Annotated in this window: 17 protein-coding genes; 11 read left to right on the top strand and 6 right to left on the bottom strand. The window is 56.3% G+C overall.

What is annotated here, in order from left to right:
- The first annotated feature begins 141 nt into the window (after positions 1 to 141).
- The 7 genes from thrS (at position 142) to HDF15_RS16525 (ending at position 5249) form a co-directional block, all read left to right on the top strand.
- Entirely contained in the window at positions 142 to 2178 is a 2037-nt protein-coding gene (thrS, locus tag HDF15_RS16555) for a threonine--tRNA ligase (RefSeq protein WP_221314470.1), read from the top strand.
- A 3-nt stretch (positions 2179 to 2181) separates the two neighbouring features.
- Positions 2182 to 2442, top strand: a complete 261-nt coding sequence (locus HDF15_RS26270; protein ID WP_184257490.1) for a DUF4160 domain-containing protein — start codon at positions 2182 to 2184, stop codon at positions 2440 to 2442.
- Positions 2397 to 2726: a DUF2442 domain-containing protein gene (locus HDF15_RS16545; protein ID WP_184257488.1), complete on the top strand. Its 330-nt coding sequence runs from the start codon at positions 2397 to 2399 to the stop codon at positions 2724 to 2726. Before HDF15_RS26270 ends, HDF15_RS16545 begins: the two co-directional genes overlap by 46 nt.
- A 31-nt stretch (positions 2727 to 2757) precedes the next feature.
- The gene (locus HDF15_RS16540; RefSeq protein WP_184257486.1) at positions 2758 to 3486 is read left to right on the top strand and encodes a phytanoyl-CoA dioxygenase family protein; all 729 of its coding nucleotides are present in this window, start codon (positions 2758 to 2760) and stop codon (positions 3484 to 3486) included.
- Between the two features lie 29 nt (positions 3487 to 3515).
- Positions 3516 to 3809, top strand: a complete 294-nt coding sequence (locus tag HDF15_RS16535) for a type II toxin-antitoxin system Phd/YefM family antitoxin (RefSeq protein ID WP_221314469.1) — start codon at positions 3516 to 3518, stop codon at positions 3807 to 3809.
- Positions 3806 to 4222: a type II toxin-antitoxin system VapC family toxin gene (locus HDF15_RS16530; protein ID WP_184257482.1), complete on the top strand. Its 417-nt coding sequence runs from the start codon at positions 3806 to 3808 to the stop codon at positions 4220 to 4222. Before HDF15_RS16535 ends, HDF15_RS16530 begins: the two co-directional genes overlap by 4 nt.
- Before the next feature lie 118 nt (positions 4223 to 4340).
- Positions 4341 to 5249, top strand: coding sequence for an NADP-dependent oxidoreductase (locus HDF15_RS16525; RefSeq protein WP_184257480.1), 909 nt, complete (start codon positions 4341 to 4343; stop codon positions 5247 to 5249).
- A gap of 177 nt (positions 5250 to 5426) precedes the next feature.
- Here the strand turns inward: HDF15_RS16525 and HDF15_RS16520 are convergent, their stop codons facing one another.
- Both HDF15_RS16520 and yidC read right to left on the bottom strand, forming a co-directional pair.
- A complete protein-coding gene (locus HDF15_RS16520; protein WP_184257478.1) occupies positions 5427 to 6008 on the bottom strand; it encodes a R3H domain-containing nucleic acid-binding protein in 582 nt (193 codons plus the stop codon).
- Between the two features lie 415 nt (positions 6009 to 6423).
- Positions 6424 to 8229, bottom strand: coding sequence for a membrane protein insertase YidC (gene yidC, locus HDF15_RS16515; RefSeq protein ID WP_184257476.1), 1806 nt, complete (start codon positions 8227 to 8229; stop codon positions 6424 to 6426).
- 335 nt (positions 8230 to 8564) lie between these two features.
- On the opposite strand from yidC, the gene mnmE reads away from it, so the two are divergent.
- Both mnmE and HDF15_RS16505 read left to right on the top strand, forming a co-directional pair.
- Positions 8565 to 10130, top strand: a complete 1566-nt coding sequence (mnmE, locus tag HDF15_RS16510; RefSeq protein WP_311733128.1) for a tRNA uridine-5-carboxymethylaminomethyl(34) synthesis GTPase MnmE — start codon at positions 8565 to 8567, stop codon at positions 10128 to 10130.
- Between the two features lie 673 nt (positions 10131 to 10803).
- Positions 10804 to 11334 (top strand): hypothetical protein, encoded by a 531-nt coding sequence (locus tag HDF15_RS16505; RefSeq protein ID WP_184257474.1) that lies wholly within the window; start codon positions 10804 to 10806, stop codon positions 11332 to 11334.
- A 561-nt stretch (positions 11335 to 11895) separates the two neighbouring features.
- Here HDF15_RS16505 and HDF15_RS16500 read toward each other — a convergent pair.
- From HDF15_RS16500 to HDF15_RS16485, 4 genes are all read right to left on the bottom strand, one after another.
- Entirely contained in the window at positions 11896 to 13092 is a 1197-nt protein-coding gene (locus HDF15_RS16500) for a helix-turn-helix domain-containing protein (protein WP_184257472.1), read from the bottom strand.
- 161 nt (positions 13093 to 13253) lie between these two features.
- Positions 13254 to 14138, bottom strand: coding sequence for a hypothetical protein (locus tag HDF15_RS16495; RefSeq protein ID WP_184257470.1), 885 nt, complete (start codon positions 14136 to 14138; stop codon positions 13254 to 13256).
- 91 nt (positions 14139 to 14229) lie between these two features.
- The gene (locus HDF15_RS16490) at positions 14230 to 15192 is read right to left on the bottom strand and encodes a DGQHR domain-containing protein (RefSeq protein ID WP_184257468.1); all 963 of its coding nucleotides are present in this window, start codon (positions 15190 to 15192) and stop codon (positions 14230 to 14232) included.
- A 542-nt stretch (positions 15193 to 15734) separates the two neighbouring features.
- Entirely contained in the window at positions 15735 to 16772 is a 1038-nt protein-coding gene (locus HDF15_RS16485; protein ID WP_184257466.1) for a TIGR03435 family protein, read from the bottom strand.
- A gap of 121 nt (positions 16773 to 16893) precedes the next feature.
- Between HDF15_RS16485 and HDF15_RS16480 the strand changes: the two genes are divergently transcribed.
- Both HDF15_RS16480 and HDF15_RS16475 read left to right on the top strand, forming a co-directional pair.
- Positions 16894 to 17424, top strand: a complete 531-nt coding sequence (locus HDF15_RS16480; protein WP_184257464.1) for a hypothetical protein — start codon at positions 16894 to 16896, stop codon at positions 17422 to 17424.
- A gap of 338 nt (positions 17425 to 17762) precedes the next feature.
- Positions 17763 to 18518 (top strand): 2OG-Fe(II) oxygenase, encoded by a 756-nt coding sequence (locus tag HDF15_RS16475; protein WP_184257462.1) that lies wholly within the window; start codon positions 17763 to 17765, stop codon positions 18516 to 18518.
- The last annotated feature ends 67 nt before the right edge of the window (positions 18519 to 18585 follow it).

Here is an 18585-nt window from a genome sequence, read left to right as displayed (position 1 = left end):
AGGCGATGCCCCATCCTTATACGCGCTCCTGGCGCGGCGGGATGGGGCATCGCCTTTTGTACCGACACCAAAGAACTGCAGGTTGAGTTCTCTCAACATTGCGACCACATGTTGCTCTATCCTTGAATCATTGTGAGTGACATGATCAAAATCCAGCTTCCTGACGGCTCTGTACGCGAAGTAGCAAAAGGCACTTCGCCGCTCGACATCGCCAATAGCATCTCTCCTCGACTGGCTGCGGCCGTCGTTGTGGCGCGCGTGCGTTCTCTCCAACCCACCTCCGACGGTACGACTACGGAGACGCCTGAGGCTGCAGAGACTCAAAGCGAAGAGGCCATGTATGGCGGCGCAGCGCAGGCTGAGCGGCTCGTCGACCTGACTACGCCCCTGACCGAAGACGTTGCACTGGAACTGCTGAAAGAGACAGATCCCGCCACTTTGCGCGTGGTACGGCACTCGGCGGCGCACGTGATGGCGACCGCCATCCTCGAGCTGTTTCCCGAGACCAAGCTCGGCCACGGACCTGCCACCGACAACGGCTTCTTCTACGACGTCTATCGCGACGTGGCGTTCACCGAAGCCGATCTCGCCAGCATCGAGCAGAAGATGGCGGAGGTTGTCGCGCGCGACGAGAAGTTTGTGCGCGTCGAAGAGACGCGCGAAAAAGGCCTGACCGACTATGCTGCTCAGGGCGAGTTCATGAAGGTCCACTTCATCGAGCGCTTCACCAAATCCGGCGACGAGATCTCGCTCTACAAGAACGGCAACTTCACCGACTTCTGCCGCGGGCCACATGTGCCTTCAACCGGCCGCGTCAAGGCATTCAAGGTGATGTCGATTGCGGGCGCATACTGGCTGGGCGATGAGAAGAACCAGCAGTTGCAGCGCATCTACGGCACAGCGTTCTTCAACCAGAAGGATCTCGATGCGCACTTCAAGCATCTTGAAGAGATCAAGGCGCGCGACCATCGCGTGCTGGGCAAGCAGCTCGACCTGTTCTCCATTCAAGAGGTCGCGGGCGCGGGCCTGATCTTCTGGCATCCGAAGGGCGGCCTGATCCGCAAGACGATGGAAGACTGGATGCGTGCGGAGTGCGTGCGCCGTGGGTATGACCTTGTGGTCACGCCGCACATCATGCGCCGCGAGCTCTGGAAGATCAGCGGGCATGAGGGCTACTATTCGGACAACATGTATCCGCCGATGGAGTTGGACGACGCCGAGTACCGGCTGAAGCCGATGAACTGTCCCGGCCACATCCTGATCTACAAGAACTCACCGAAGAGCTATCGCGACCTGCCGGTGCGTTACGCCGAGCTGGGCAACGTGTATCGCTACGAGCGCAGCGGCACCATGCACGGCCTGCTGCGCGTGCGCGGCTTTACGCAGGACGACGCGCACATCTTTTGCACGCCCGATCAGATCGAAGACGAGGTCGTCGCCTGCATCGAGTTCGCGCAGAGCGTGCTGACCACCTTTGGCTTTGCAGACTTCAAGGTCGAGCTCTCCACCTGGGACCCGAAGAAGCCGCAGGACTATACGGGCTCCGCCGACCACTGGGCGACGGCGATCAACTCGCTGAAGACCGCGCTGCAACGCAAGAACATTCCGTTCGTCGAGATCGCCGGTGAGGCCGCGTTCTACGGCCCGAAGATCGACGTCAAGCTCATCGACGTGCTGGGACGGCTGTGGCAGCTATCGACGGTCCAGTTCGACTTCAATCTCCCTGCGCGGTTCGAGCTGGAGTACATCGGCGAAGACGGCGAGCGGCATCGGCCGGTGATGGTGCATCGCGCGCTGTTTGGCTCGGTGGAGCGTTTCTTCGGCGTGCTCATCGAGCACTATGCCGGCGCGTTCCCGATGTGGCTCGCACCGGTGCAGGTAGGGCTGGTGCCGATCTCGAACGAGAAGCACCTTGCCTATGCCGAGAGTGTGAAAGCACGCCTCGAAGCAGCAGGACTGCGCGTGGAGCTCGACGGCGGCAACGGCAAGATGAACGCGAAGATTCGCGACTTCGGTCTACAGAAGTTTCCGTTCATCCTGGTGCTCGGCGACAAGGAAGCGGCTTCGGATTCCGTTAGCGTGCGTGTACGCGCTAAGGGAGATGAGGGCAGCGTGACGGTCGATGAGTTCATCGCGCGGGCGAAGAAGCTGGTCGATGGACACGCGATGGAGTTGTAATCGATGCCAACCATTAGCCAGTTTTACGGTATGTATATCCAGATGTTCTGGAACGACCATGCCCCGCCACACTTCCATGTGCGGTACGCTGATTCCAAGGCGACGGTCGGCATCCAGACCCTTAAGATCCTTACGGGAAGCTTGCCGCGAACAGCCGAACGTCTTGTATTGGAATGGGCAACAGAGCACCAAGAAGAGTTGATGGAGAACTGGAAACTATGCGAACTGAGAGCACAGCCAGCGAAAATAGCACCGCTTCCATAACGCCAGCGATCGTCTGTACCCACGGCGATGATGTTGCAGAGGTCCGTTCAGAACCGGGCTATCGACTGTCAGTGCGTTTTTTCGATGGCACATCCGGTGTTGTTGATCTATCCGCACTTATAACCTCAGCCAATGCCGGGGTTTTTGCTGAATTGCGCGATCAAGATCGCTTTGCAGAGGTCGGGGTCGAACTCGGGGCAGTGACATGGTCAAACGGTCTCGACCTTGCCCCTGATGCGATGTATGTCGCAATTCGTGAAACTGGTAGCTGGATCCTTTGTTGAACAAAGCAGTCACGCGATGGAGTTGTAGTCGATGATCGATATCGCTCAATTTGAGAAAGAGGGGTTCGCCATAACGGCCCCTCTTTTTTCTTTGGAAGAAGTGCAGCAACTCATCACCCTACTCGAACAGCAGAAGCTGCAGGACGAAGGTCCGCGGCGCGGCGGCCTTCGTGATGTGCTCGACAATCTACCTGCTCTGCGCAGTATGGCCGATCATGCTGCAATCCGTGCTGTTATGAATCAGGTGCTCGGCAAAGACGCCTTCGTCGTGCGAGCCACCCTCTTCGACAAGACCGCGGCTTCGAACTGGAAGGTGCCGTGGCATCAGGATGTAACGATTGCTGTGACTGAACGCCGCGAGGTTCCTGGATATGGGCCTTGGTCCAATAAGGCTGGCGTGATGCATGTACAGCCACCTTCCGAAGTACTGGAACGCATGGTTACTGTGCGTGTGCACCTTGATGATTGTCCGGCAAGCAATGGGGCCTTGCGGGTGATGCCTGGAACACACAGGCTCGGAAAGCTCAATCAGAATGAGGTCAGCCCCTATGTCGAGGAAGAGCGCTCGATCTGCTGCGCCGCGGCCTCTGGCGAAGCCCTGGTCATGCGTCCACTCCTGCTACACGCTTCCTCCGCTGCCGAACATCCGGGACACCGCAGAGTGCTTCATTTCGACTATGCCGTTGGAGATCTTGCCGACGGCCTTGAGTGGCGCATGCGTGCGGAGGCAGAGACGAAACAGATCACGCCTATTTGCTGAATTCATGACTATGGTCATAGACTATGGTCATGAAAGCGACCGCTGCCAATCCGAAGGTCCTTACCATTGCCGCTGGGGAGTTCAAGGCGAAGTGCCTGCAACTGATGGACGACGTCAACGAAAAGAAGCTGACGCTGATCATTACGAAGCGGGGCAAGCCTGTGGCAGAGCTGAAGCCTCCCACCGAAGAGGTGGACACATTCGTACCCTTATGGGGCAGAACGCCCAATGCAAAGATCCTTGGCGATATCATGTCGCCCATGGACTGGGGCGATCCCGGGGCCAAATGGGAGAAGGCGAATAAGCGAAAGAAGGCGAAGTGACCGCTTATCTCCTCGATACTCACTATTGGATCTGGCTTCAGCTTGGAGATGCGAGTCAGCTCAAATCCGATGCGCGGGACGAGCTACTCGCAATACAGCGCAAACGGACACTTTTTCTTTCTGCAATCTCCATTCTGGAGATCGCGCGACTTTCTTCCGATGGTCTTTTGGACTTGAGCATGTCGGTTGACCAGTTTGTTGAAGTAGCTATCCGGAGTGGCGGTCTACAGCTCCTTCCACTCACTACAAGAATCTTGATCGAATCTACGCGTCTGCCGGGAACAATCCATTGTGACCCAGCAGACAGGCTTCTCGTAGCCACAACGCGTGAACACGGGCTGACGCTTGTCACACGGGACAAAGCCCTGAATAAGTATGCCGAGCAAGGACATCTAAACGCATACAAGCTATGAGCCCGCTTTGGACCATGCGCGAAAACATGATCGTTTGCATTTCACTGAAGACAACGGTTCGCGAGGCAGATGAGACGCAATCCCAGCCATCTGCATCTCATTCCGCAGAGGTGCTGCGATGAAGGCAGTTGTACTGCACGAGTATGGTGGACCATCCAAGCTGAAGTATGAGGACTTTCCCGATCCGCAGGCCGGGAAGGGTGAGGTGCTGGTTCGTGTTGCGGCGGCGGGGCTCAACCCGATCGACTGGAAGATACGCTCCGGCGCGATGAAAGAGTTTATGCCGGTGCAGTTCCCCACCGTGCTCGGCTATGACTTTGCAGGAGTCGTGCGCGAACTCGGTGAGGGCGTTACGGGCTTCGCCGTGGGAGATCGCGTCTTTGGGCGCACCGGTGCGTGCTATGCCGAGCTCTGTGTCGTAAAGGCTGAAGAGCTGGCGAAGGTTCCCGAGGGTGTCGAGACAACGACCGCAGGAGCGCTCTCGGTGGTTGCAACCACCGCCGATCAGTTGATCCGTACTGCGGCGAAGCTGCAGGCAGGACAGACCGTGCTGCTAACCGGAGCCCTGGGCAGCGTAGGCCGCATGGCCCTGTTCTGCGCGTTGGAGCTGGGGGCGAAGGTCATCGCGGGTGTGCGCAAAAAGCAGATCGAAGAAGCGCTTGCGCTGGGCGCGACGGCAGCCATCGACGTTAGCGATAAAGACGAGCTGGCCAGGCTCGGCATGGTGGACGCTGTGGCCGACACCATCGGCGGTGCCCTGGCAGAGAAGCTGATTGCCAAGGTCAAGCCGGGTGGTGCGTTTGGCAGCACCGTTGGGCCAGTCGGCAACGCCGCGCTACACCCGACGGTTGAGGTCAATGCCTTTGGATCGCATGCGGATGCAAAGGTGATCGTGCACTATGCAGAGGCGATTCGCGATGGCAAGCTGGCCCTGCCCATCGACCGCATGCTTCCGTTGTCCGATGCGTCCGAGGCTCATGCGGCGGCGGAAAAGGGCGGCGTAGGGAAGATTGTGCTGCTGGCGTAGCTGGCCCTCTCAGGATCGAGTGCCAAACAAAAGGCCCGAGCTATCGATATCACGATAGTTCGGGCCTTTTGTGATTACTGGAAAGCGTGGCGCTGCGCGCCTGACCTCGGCGGCTAAAGCCGCGTGCCGGTGTGGGCTTTTATTAGCACCCGCTTCAATGCGCAATCTGCCAATCGATTAATATCGGCTGCGGCCACTGTCGCGCCGGGGACCGCGAGATGGTCCTCTGCCGCGATCATGGCCCGGGCTGGGACGCTCCTGCGGGATGCGGTAGCCTTCGGGATAGAGCACTACGAAGCGCCGTGGCCCCTCACCGCTGCTGGCCGTCTGCAGACCGGAGTCGCGCAGGAACAGATGCAGCATGCGGCGTTCGCGCGAGCTCATCGGGCCGAACTTGTACGGCTCGTCTGTATCTTCCACCTGGTCGATCGCACGCTCGGCAATCTCGCGCAGATTTTGCGCACGCTCCGCCTTGAAGCCGTCGGTGTCGAACGAGATGCGGTCATGGTCTTCCGGTTCGAGCTGCAGAATCTTCGCGGCGATGTGCTCCAGCGAGCGCAGGAGTTCTCCATCGCGTTCGGTGAGCAGATCGGAGTCGGGACCTTTGCACTCGACGTAAATATCGCGACGTTCGAGTCCATCAGGGTCTGCTGCGCCCGCACCTGCGGTGATGCGAAACTTCAGGCGAAGACCGCCGGTGGTGGTTAGTAACCGCATAAGAGAGGCGACTTTCTCGGCTGCCTGCTGCAAATCTTCCATCTGATTCTTCGTCCTTCAATCCTTGAACTTGAAAAGGATGCCTCACCGAACAACACGATAGCAAGGCCTACATCTTGCTCACGATATCGTATTGCGCATCGCACCACAAATTGCAGCAGCCGTTATGAACTGCGAGACAAACCTTCTACCTGAGGGAAGCATAAGTGTCGTGGTTTTGCTATACACCTACAGGAGATTTGCTTTAACGCAATACGGCAGGGGTAAACCCGTGCCCTTAACGAAACAGGGCTTGTTCAGCACTCATGCTGTCCCAAAGATTGCATCTTGGCATCTCAAAACTTTCTTTCCCTTCCTTCATTACCAAACAAACCGAAAGAAACCAAAAAGGCCCCACCCTGACGACGATGAATTATCGCCAGGATGAGGCCTTTATCTGTTCGTGGTTTTCGAGAGGCTAGCGGCGGCCCTGGATGGTCCTTGCACCGCCAACCTTCGCTGCCCCGGTCTTGCGGGCGGCTCGTTTCGCGGCGATCTCACGCATCTCCCGGCCCAGTGACGTACGGTTCATCACCTGCTGCTGAATGATCATGACGATGTTGCTGATGTTCCAGTACAGCGCCAGGCCCGAGGCATATTGCCACGTCATGTAGCCGGAGAACAACGGCATCATGAACGCCATCATCTTCTGCTGCTGCGGGTCTACACCCGGCGATGGCGTGTAGTACTGCGCCAGGAACGAGGTGATGACCATCAGGATGGGCAGAATGTGATGCGGATCAGCCAGCGAGAGATCGTGCAGCCAGTACCAGTGCGACTGCCGCAGCTCGACCACGCGCGTCATCATGGTGAAGAAGGCGAAGAGCAGCGGCAACTGAATCAGCGAGGGCACACAGCCGCCGAACATGCTGACGCCGTTATCCTTCTGCGTCTTCATGATTTCGGCGTTCATCTCGGCCATCTTCGGGTCGGTGGCCTTGGGGTTCTTGTACTTCGCCTTGATCGCGTCGATCTGCGGCTGAATGCGCTGCATCTTCAGCATCGACCGCATACCCTGCACACGCAGCGGCAGCAGGATCAGGTTGATGAGGATCGTAAAGAAGATGATCGCCCAACCCCACGAGTAGTCGTGGACCGCGTCCAGCGCATGAGGCAGCGCGGAGTGGACAGCCTGCAGGCCGAGGAAGAGCACCTTGCCGACCGGACCCCAGAAGCCGAAGTCCAGCAGCGTCTCCAGCGTATTGTTGTTCGCGGTGCGCACGCTCTTGAGCACCTTGATGGACTTGGGACCAACGAAGAGACGCGTCTGGTTATGGCCTGACACATTGCCGACAGCCGTACCGAGAACAGGCACCTGCGCCGTGCCCTTGGAGAAGCCCGGCATGCGTGACATCTTGTTCACGTCGATCTGATTGTGCAGGGTGACCAGCATCGCGTCCTGCGGCTGGTCGGGCATAAAGACCGCGGCGAAGTACTGATCGCTGACACCGGCAAAGTCGAACGGCTGCTTGAGCGTTGCTCCACCGGAGGTGTGTTTGATATCGAGGTGCTCATCCTTGCCGTTGGTGCTGGTATCGATCTGGCCATAGCCGTAGGCCAGCTGATTTTCCATGTCACCCAGTGCAGCAGGCCAGGCGAGCAGAGCGCTGATCGGCGCGCCGTCGCGCAGAACAACCGTGTCGGCGTGGACGACGTAATCGGCGCCGAAGCTGAAGGTCTTGCGCACAGTGATGTTGCCGGCTGCGTAGTCGAAGCTGAGGCTTGCGGGAGCCTGCAGCGCTCCGGTTGCGGAGGGCACGTAGAGCGCCTGCTTGAGCTGCTGCGTCAGGCCGGCGTCATAGGTGTAGAGAGAGAGCGGATAGCCAAACTGTTTTGCGGCATCGTCCAGCACGAGGTTGAGCGGGTGGCCGGTAGTGTCGTTGAAACCCTTCAACACCCACGAAGTAACCTGTGCGCCGCGATTGGAGAACGTGATGCGATAAAGCTTATTTTCTACAACGGTCGTGCTCTCGGCTGCGCCCTGCACGGTGGCGACCGAAGAGGCGCTGGATGCTGTGTTGGAGGTGCCCGCTGCGGGCGCGGAAGACTGCGGGGTGGCGCTTTGGGTGATGGCCGGAGACTTCTCCGGCGGCAGCGGGGTGTGCTGTTTGCGCCAATACTGCAGGCCGAAGATTACGCCAAACATGACAATCAGCATAACCATGAACGAGCGGTTGTCCTGGCTTCCGCCACCGCCCTGATTGGGATTACGAATCTCTGGCAAAGGGATTTCCTATTCTTGGCGGTTGCGAGAAAGGCGCAAAATCCGCAACTCCTATGATAAATGGTGGCGGGCATGGCGCGGTGGGATGATTGCTGGGGTATTACAGGGGCTGGGGTTGTAGAGGGGTAGATGTGCGCCGTTGCCTGTTTTTAGCTGTTGCTTGTTTTTCGTCGTCATCCTGAGCGGTACGCGAAGGACCCCCGCATTGGGCACCACCTCGACCGCTCGCCGCTGCTCAAAATGCAAAAGACCGTACGACCGCCACAGCTCGTCGCCAACCCCACATTCAGCCGTGGCGACAGCCCACAGAGAAACCCACTCCGCTGGAACCTATCGTGTCATCCTTAACTATGCTCACGCACCCCGCCTCGCCCGACGTCGACACCATCGTCGCCATCTCGACACCGCCGGGCCGTGGCGGCATCGGCATTGTGCGGCTTGCGGGTCCGCAATCGCTCCCCGTCGCCGCCCAACTCCTCCAACTGACCCACCCCCTGGAGCACGCCCGCGCCCGCTTCACCCGCGTGCTCGATCCCGCGGACCCCAACGCCAGAACCCTCGACGACGCCATCGTCACCGCCTTCCTCGCCCCGCACTCCTACACCGGCGACGACCTCATCGAGATCGCCGCGCACGGCTCGCCGGTAGTGCTGGAGGCGATCGTGCACGCAGCGCTGTCGCATGGCGCACGCCTGGCGACCGCAGGAGAGTTCACGCAGCGCGCCTTCCTCTCCGGCCGCCTGGACCTCACTCAGGCTGAGGCGGTACACGACCTGATCGCCGCGCAAACCCTCGATCAGGCCCGCGTCGCCGCGCAGCAGATGGGGGGCGCGATGAGCCGCCGCGTGGCTCCCGCAAAGGAGTCGCTGCTGCACCTGATCGCCCTGCTCGAAGCCGGAATGGACTTCGCCTCGGGAGAGTTGGACGATGTCGACGTCGTGCCGCCCGCCCAGATCGAAGCGGCGATCCTCTCCGTGCAAACCCCGCTCGAAGCCCTGGCCGCAAGCTTCCGTCACGGACAGATGCTCCGCTCCGGCGCCTCCCTGGCGCTGGTGGGCCGCCCCAACGCGGGCAAGTCCTCACTCTTCAACCGCCTGCTGGAGCGCGACCGCGCCATCGTCACCCCGCTGCCCGGCACCACCCGCGACACCGTGGAGGAATCGCTAGCCCTGGGCGGCATCCCGCTGCGCCTCATCGACACCGCTGGCCTGCGCCTGCAGGGCGACCGTCCCGCCGACGAAGCCGAAGCCCTCGGCATCGCCCGCTCCCACGAAGCCCTCGCCGACGCCGACCTGGTGCTGCTCATCCACGACGCCACGCAGACGATGACGGCAGAAGAACGAACTCTGGCCGCCTCCCTAGAAGCCCGCCCGCATCTGCTGGTGCTCAACAAGATCGACCTCCAGGGCCCGGACTCTAGCGCGGCAGGGGCTGCTCTAAGTCCCGTCATGATGGACCTACCCCAAACGCTGTCATCTCGACCGGAGGCCGCGCTTTTGCGGCCGGAGTGGAGAGACCCCTGTATTTCGCCCGCATCCCCCCAAATCTCGTCTTCAGCAAAGGGAGCAGCCCAGCCCCAGGAAGAGCCGCCCCCCATCCTCACCTCCGCCCTCACCGGCGAAGGACTGGAAGAACTGCGCACAGCCATCCTCCGCGCCCTACAAGCCGAAGGAGCCCTCGCCGACTCCGGCGCCCTGAACAACCTCCGCCAGCAGGAAGCCGTCACCACAACCCTGCAAGCCCTAACCACCGCCCAGGCCGCCAACACCAACGGCCTGCCTCACGAACTAGTACTGCTTGACCTGCACGCAGCCCTGCGCGCTCTCGATTCCCTCACCGGTGCGACGACGACAGACGACATTCTGGGACGTATCTTCTCGACCTTCTGTATCGGCAAGTAATTTAGCATCCTAGAATCTCCGTAGATCTGCGGCATATTTCTATTTATCAGGGCATTGTGTTTTGTTTCATCTGATCCTCTCCTGCAATCTCACGCGATTCTTTGCTACATGGCTGTACACTTGCGTCATATTGGGGTCCTAATCGCTGCTGTACAAGTGAGGTGGTACGGCTCTGTGTCAAATTGGGATCAAGGCTCTCAACCTAAAGGCATCAGCGATGCTAAGTTACGGTGAGACGCACGATGTAATGTATATCCGATAGCATTTTTTTTCCTTTCTAATTGCTGTGACAGTTACATGCGGTCAAGTTGAAGCGTAAAGCTATTCATATAAACAGCAACGAGCATTTCAAAAAGTAGAAACAGGCTGCAATCAACCACTGAGTCAAAACTAACCAGAGGTGAAACTATGGCCACATCGAAGAAGGATGCCAGTAAAGCAGGCAAGCTCCTGAGTACAAGCAAGAGCGCGGCTATCAGAAGCGTTGCAGCATCAGATCTTGCACAGGCGAAAAAGAAGGGTGGAAAGAAGCGTTAAGCCCATGCCGCAATTTGGTCAGAAAAATGACTACAGAACACTTGGTAACTCCCGGCATTCAACCGAACTTAACTATCGATTGTTATGTCTTGTCAGCCAGCGGATCATCGACTAAAGCGCTCTGGAGGCTATTCATATGGCACTGAACCTGCATCATCTCGACGAAATGACCCGGCAGCACATGATTGCGGAGATCGAGAGAGACGTTCAAGAAGGATGCTTGTACATCAGCCCTCGACTGACAGAAGAATGTGCGAAGGAGTATGCACAGCTCTTGAAGAACGCCGCAGTCGATGGGCATGATGGAACATTAGCGGCGGAGTTGGTCAAGACGGGTCGCTTGAAGAGCCATGAGCCCAGAAAAACCAAAAATGGCACATCAATGGTTAAGGTGCCAATTACAACGCCTGAAACTCTTAGTGAGGGTGAGTTCAATAGGTTCTACATGAGGGGTCTATGTGCTCGTGCCAAAGCGGAAGGTACGAATCGATTGGTCGTTTATCGCGCCAAACATGTATCCAACCCGCGGCCTGAATCAGAAGTCATGATTGGAACAGATATTGAAGTCGAACAGTTGCTCACAGACTTGCGAGCACATATCGGTACAGATACTGCGCTGGGACTGCCGCCAGGCCCAAACTCAGGGCTAAGCATTCGTCTTCCCTGACGAAAAACTCCGCTATAGATAAGATTGATCCGTCAGCAAAAATCGATCTTCAGAATTAATCTGAAGGCCGATTCGACGACCAATCTAGAACCGAGGTGACCCCAAAAAGCCTGAGAACAGGTCTGCAATCGCTGAACGCTTCATTGCGTTGCGGAGGAGGACGGAATGTCACAATCTTGCTTGGGAAGATTCATAGGTCTGTGCCGCCAGACTGTGAATGAGATAGAGAATCGCCGCGTGATGCCCCACGACTCGACTTGGGATCGATTTTGCGAATATGAAGTCAGGGGCCAAGAGTTAGGAATTGGGCATCTCCCAGAACACTATTGGCGGGATTGCCTCCTTGGAGGTGAGTCGGCGGCGAAAGGCGACTCAATTTGCGCGTCCTGTTGATTTCTTCATTTTCCGATGACACCACTCCGACGCAGTTTCAACTAAGAGATACCGCTTTTCTGTAGGGAAATACTTTGATATATGGTTTCTGAGTGCTGGTGGAAATCGTAGAGATCGACTCGAAGAGAGATACAGATTCGAGTGATCGTCGGCAATGAGCGAGTCTACCTATTGCTGCGCATCCCATCGCATCTTGGCGTATGGTGAAGTCTCTCTTCCCGCAGCCTGCCATATCGCATCCACGATTGGCCGAAGTGTCGAGCGGTAGGGTTCTCCCTCGTCGAGGTTTTGCAGCTGAATGTCTGGGCAGATGATGATATCGCGATCAAACGGGAGACTTGTTGCGCCGTTCCAACTTTGAGCATGAGACGGCAAATAAATGTCGATTCCCTTCATTCCAATAAGCGTCAAGCAAACGAAAATCGGATCGGCAGTACCAAGTGCCTTCAGCAGTAACGCAGCTCGCCCGAAAGTGTTTATCAGCTTGTCCTCCATAATGCCGCCTGCTATATGACCGTCATGATCTGAATCCAAGGCGTAGCAGTCCCCGTATTCGAGGTGCCCCTCTCGGAAAACCTGCAGATAAGATCGGGCTGTGCCGTGCACGTTATGAGAGGACATCAGGTATCCGTCGGCGTTATATCTCACAAATTCCGTGCTCAAGCTCATGAGAGGCTGCCCATGAAGCATGCTCGTATTGAAAGCGCGAGGTAGCACTTGATCGTCATTCAGTGTGGGGACGGATACGAAGTGCCAGAGTACAGATACGCCCTTTAGCTCAACCGGGCCTTCACCTGCCACGGCTTTTGCGATGCGGTCTGCCTTCCAAGCTCGCAATCTCTCTCCGACGCCGCGCTGCTCTGCGAAAGCCGCTCCGATTTGGCGCACATCGAGCTGCACCTTGCCAACGATGCCGTTTCTTGAATAGAACCGCGTGCGGTTGGAATAGGTGACCATGTGCGGCGAATCCCAGCTCTTCGGCACTCGAATTAAAATGACCGACCCTTTATCGGGAATCGAAATGACCTTCGCCTGAAAAGCGAATCGGGGCTGAACCCCTGATTCAATAATCTGTGAGACGCGCCCAAGCTCAGCTTCAGGATTCTCGATTGATAGACCGCTGATCTCGCCCGGTATGCCTGTTGCCTTGTTTTCGCCATCTCGCTCGTCAGAGATGCCGAAGACGATGTCACCGCCGGATGCGTTGGCGAAGGATGAGATGTCGGCGAGAAACTCTGCCTTTTCATCTCCTGTGTCGATATTCAGCTTGGCCTTGTATTCCAGCGTTTTCTGCTCGGGATTCTTCGCAGCCACGAGCTTGAGTATGTCTTCGCTGCCTATCTCATCAAAACGTAATGGGAGCATCTCTACCTCCTCTGCGGTTGCGAAGTAAGGACCTACGCGGTTGTGTCGGGGTTGTTCATCTCCGCGATAATGAAATCTTTCACGGAGTAACGGATACCGAAGCCGTTATTGTTGCAACTTCATCCTACCTGGCTGGCCGTGGACTAGGGACGGGCGAGGCATCACTCTAAAAGTTTGAGAATCGCGAGAACACCGACGCTGTGAAAACTGCTTCCTCTTGATGGAGCGCGAGACGCCATGTCGACTGCCATCTCCCGGCACAGGCTCACAAGAAACGAGGTCGCCCCCTGAAAGCGTTGGACTTCAGCATTCCCGACCGCCAACCCAATATTGGGCAAATCATCGAGCCACTTATTGGCTCGGGCGACTGTGAACGCACTTTTTTCCAGTTGATGGTTATAGGGGTACCAGCAACCCCAGGCTTGTTGATAGTTGATCTCATTACGCACAACTGACAGCCATGCGCCCTGTTTCCCGCGAATGTTCATCACGTCGCAGAGAACGTCGATAGCTTGAGATGCCATCTGATTGTTCTCCGGCAGACCAATGTTTGATGTGAGCAAATCGTTTGCAACGCCTCTTAGCAAAGCCTGAAAGCTTTCCCAAAAAATCTCATGTGAGCCACCGCCGCTATCGCCTAAAAGGCTGCAGGTCACGGCTTTCTTGTTCCGAGAAACCTCACACCTGTAGAGACCGCCCGACAGCTGCGGCGGTAATGGATTGCCGACACTCTCCGCGAACAAGTTTGCGATCTTCCCGATAGCTTTGCAGTGCTTGGGCTCAAACCGTGTGTAGCTCACGCCCAGCATTCGGGCGATTGCGTGAGCGGCAAAAAACGCCGCGTAATAGCTGCGGATGAGTAGCCAAGCAGTAGATTTTGGAAGAGCCGCATGCGCGGGCTCGTCTGCCATGGACTCGATTGCCGCCGTTGCAAATCGGGTGGTGTCGAAAGCGAAGGCCTTTAATACCACCATTTCATCCGCGTAAACCAGTTCGGCGCTTTTATTTGTGGGGGCTACGTGAATCTGGTATTTCTGATCAAGCACGAAGGGGCCAAAGCCCTTAAGGGGCCTGCCTACGACGGTCTGAATTCGCGGGAGCCATAGTTGCCGAATGGCATCTGATACGAGTGACATATTAGAGAGTGAAAGTCGTCTTCAGGGCGTCAGCCATTTGCGCATGAAGCTTCACATATGAAGTCGTGTCATTCCAAAGGCTATTTTTCAGGCGTTGAAACATTGGCCTAAGGATTTCGTTAAAGTTTGCTGCGCTGTAATCCTTCCCATGTCGATCCTGGACCTTTTGAGCAACATCCCCAAATAAGAAGATGACGGCACGAAATACCTGAGGTTTTGTGATGTGATCTAAAACCTTTAGCTGTTTGCCACTCTCAATCAACGCAGACAGGTACGCGGCGAGGGCCTCGAAACTCTCCTCTGACGAAAGACTAGAGAAGATAGCTAGATGTGGCTTTAACGCCGCGTTGAAGGTCACGCGTGAGATTTTCCCGCTCGCCTTCGCCGCAGGGCTCATTAGGCCCATTAGTGGGCTTGCGGGGCTGTCCTGAAAAAGATCAAAAACTTCCCCGAGAATTTGCTCGTTGTCGGTCTCGTATTCGGCTAATTTTTTAATGTCGAGCAACAGTTCATTAGGCACAGGCCGCTGTTTTGTGTTGATGTCAATGAACAGCCGCGATTCATCTTTGCGCGAAAGGTCGTTGTAAATCACGACTGGAATTCGCAAGATCTTGGTTTTTGCTTTTGAAAACCCATACACGCGGTGTTGCCCATCGAGAATGAGAAACGCTTTTGGACTTTTCACGATTTCGATCGTCTTGCCCTTCCCTACGTCCTTGAGTTCTGCCTGGGGCTGGGCGGACAGGATGATGGACGTGGGGATGGTTCCGTGTCCACTATCGATATATTCCGCGATCGCTTGTGCTCGGTCAGCGTCGAGATGCCTCTGAAAGCCAGCCTTCGGGTCTTCGTCACGACTAGATACAAAACAAGTTTCCGCGAGTACGTCGCTCGGCATGGTGAGCGTGTAAAAGCGATGTTTTCCTTGATTCACCAAACTGACAGAGTAACGAAGCCGTTCCACTGAATCTCTCTTTTCTGCACGCTGAATTGTTGTCACCAAGCTTAATATGTTTGAGTCCAATTAAGTTTTTAGAGTATCCAAGCTAAGCCCGAACGTCGGCAATTTCATCGAGGCGTGTCATGTAGCGTGGCGACAGGAGCTAGGCCTCGATGTAGTGCTTTGAACGACTCGTAGCCGGTTTGGGCAAACTCTGCGCCTCTTTCCTAAGATTAGAGGCTAATCGAAAGACAAAAATCGGTTTACGCCTCTCAGGGAGCGGCGAGGCCGGACAACTGAACCTGCGCCAGATTTCCGGTCAAGTTCAAGTGCCGAATTGTGAAACCCCCAACTGCTTTGTGCCTCGGAGTGATCCAACCGGAGAGCCGTGCGCAAATATGTTTGCAATCGATGCCTACAAATTGTTAAGCGGAAATGCAAAGGCATCTTATGTCTCCGGTATGTCTCCAGCGCGAGCCGCTTTTATCTTACTATTATGAATAAAGGCGATTCATGTCTTCTCGACCTTCTGCATCGGCAAGTAGAAACTACTTTACGCGAGATAGCTAATCCATCGAAGGCCGCTCCACATGATCGATCACTAGCACCTTCAGCGGAGCTTTCCCCGGCTTCAGCTTCAATCCAAGCTGCTCCTTCACCGCTTCCTGAAAGGTCGTTCCCTGAGAATCAGACGCAGGTTCGTCTGGGGATCCCGGCTGAGGCCTCTGTCCGAAATCGCCATGGGCCGGCGTCCACTTCAGGGTGAAGTCATACTTCCCGGTTAATCCGGTCGCATCCATGATTGGGCGGCCCAGCCTGCCAATTTGAAAGGCCTTGGCGATCATCTCCATCGTCGTGTCTCGCGATCCCATCAGAATCGTGTGGTCTGGTCTGTTCTCTGCCTCGACTCCACCACATTGCGCTGGAAAGACTTCCGTCTCTTTCAGCTCCGCTCCATGAACCGTTGCGACCTTGGCATCGCAAGCTGGCCCATCTTCATGCCGATGCAATTGCGGCCCCAGGGTTCCGGGCTTGAGCAAGGTCATCTCCAGCACCGGAGTCTCCTGCGTCTCAAGATGTGCCACCAGACCAAACCGCTCCTTCAGCAGGGACTGCATCATCAGGCGCATCTGGTCTTTCGTCGGATTCTTCGTAGCGGCTCGCGCATGGATCTCATAATTGTCCGTCTGTACCCACTTCGGAAGCTGCCCAAAGAGCGCCTGAAACTGTTCACGCGTGGGCATGATCTTGTACGCGAAGAAGATGTAGGTCGGCAACGGAGCATCCGCAGTCAGCAGCCCTCCCGTGGGCGCGTAGGCATCATCCGGGCTCAAACGAAAATTCGACGGCGCACCCTGCCCCGGGTTCAACCTCACCGAAGCCACTTCAAACTCCATCTTTCCACCCGCAGCCTTCTGCCAGTCTTCGGTCAGCGTTTGCTGGGCCCTCACCTCCCCATAGCGCGCACCAAAGAGGAGTGGTCCGGCAACGGTAGCCAGCATCATCAGGGCCAGCACAGACTTCCGCATCAGGCCCAGCTTCTCCAGCCGCGGAGCCCTGCGGCCGCTTGATTCCCTTACCGGCGCGACGACGACGGATGGCATCCTGGGACGTATCTTCTCCACCTTCTGCATCAGCAAGTAACTTTACATTGAGCAGTATCCCTGAGACGTTAATAGCTGTTCGATTGACGTCAAAGTCGTACGCTAGCATTGGCCCTGCGCGATGGGCGTGAGACTGGGCCCCAACGGTCAGTTGTTGGAATGCAATCTTTCCTCCAACCGTGTGTTCCCAACCCTTACGATTCCGGCCGGAAGCCATCTTGAGCTGACGACGAACAACGAGAAAGATGTGCCCCTTGTCGAGGCAAAGGTCATGCTCTCTGAGGACATCGAATGGAAGGCCTATGGCGCACTGTTACCTGCGGGAGCGTATCTCACGCTCTTTGCAGACGGTCAGCCGGATGAGATCGATGCCGGTTCAAAGTCGATACAAGTGCGGAGTCTCTCTCTGGGCTCGACGATGCACTGGAAGTACGCTGGTACACCTTTGGGACATCCACCGGGAGCCCACGCCACCGTGGAGTATGTCAAAGGACTACTACTGCAGGAACTGGTTTGCGGCACGGTCAAGGTTAAGGCTGATCAATGGATCGGTATTCCTGCCGCAGGAGATCGCCTGATGGTCTGGAGCGAGAACCACAACTACGGTTCGCCGCCGCTTCCCCAGGTGGAATGCCCCAGCCTGCATCTGTAAAAGTCTATGAGAGCCATCCTTGGGCTTTCCTGTGGGATGATGAGCAAACTGAAGACCGAGTCGAAGGTAAAACATCTCCGCGACGCCCTGAAAAGCTTACATATCGCCTGAGTCGAATCCCACCGTCATCCTCTAGGGGGGCGTTTCTCACTTTCAAGTTTGAGGAGGTATGATCGTAGTATCGATCTTGATGCGCCCGGCGGATCAGCTTTTGCAGGCCTCCAAAGAGCCAGTCCAATTCCGGAAGCCGCCATGAGACAAATACTATAGAATAGGTAAGGAATCGTAAAGAATACGCAGCCTTGATACAAGCCAGACTCGGAGCGGAGGCTGATCGTATGCGCAGCGAATTTCCGAAGTACACGGTTCAGAGTTCCTTCATCGACAATCTTCTACCGGAAGAACTGGCGCTCGAAATCTTTCATGCCTTTCCCGACAAGAGCACGATGACGTTGAAGAAGAGCTTGCGCGAAAACAAGCACGTTGCCGCGCAGATGAACCAGTACAATCCCATCCTGGAAGAGATCGTTTATGCGTTTCAGGATCCTGGCGTTCTCGACCTTGTAGCTCAAATTACAGGAATCCAGGAGATGGTTCCAGACGACCGGCTTTATGCGGGCGGAATCAGCTTGATGGCACAGGGCAACTTCCTGAATCCCCATCTTGATAACTCCCACGATAAGGATCGTGAGCGGTACCGTGTTCTCAACCTGCTCTACTACGTGACACCCGATTGGAGTCATGAGCAGGGTGGCAATCTCGAACTCTGGGACGAGGGACCGAAGGCCCCGCAGCGGGAGATCACCAGCCACTTCAATCGCCTGGCCTTGATGGCCACTCATGAAAAATCCTGGCACTCGGTAAGCGAGGTAACTGTAGATCGTTCACGCTGCTGTGTATCGAATTACTACTTCTCTGCCAAGCCACTTGAAGATCACGAGTACTTCCATGTGACTTCTTTCCGTGGCAGGCCGGAACAACCCGTCCGGGATCTCGTTCTACAGGGTGATATCGCACTGCGACAGGGAATTCGGAAGATCTTTAAAGCGGGCATCGTAGACAACAAGCACGTCTACGAGAAAACCAAGAGCTAAGCTCTTCTGCAGGAGCGGCAATCGAAGATCCAGTGCGCAGGGCATGGATCGACATAACTGCCACAGA

The organism is Granulicella mallensis (genome assembly GCF_014203225.1).
In the GTDB taxonomy this organism is placed as follows: Bacteria; Acidobacteriota; Terriglobia; order Terriglobales; family Acidobacteriaceae; genus Granulicella; species Granulicella mallensis_A.
Note: the sequence above shows the minus strand (reverse complement) of the source record. Positions and strands in the feature narration are given on the sequence as shown.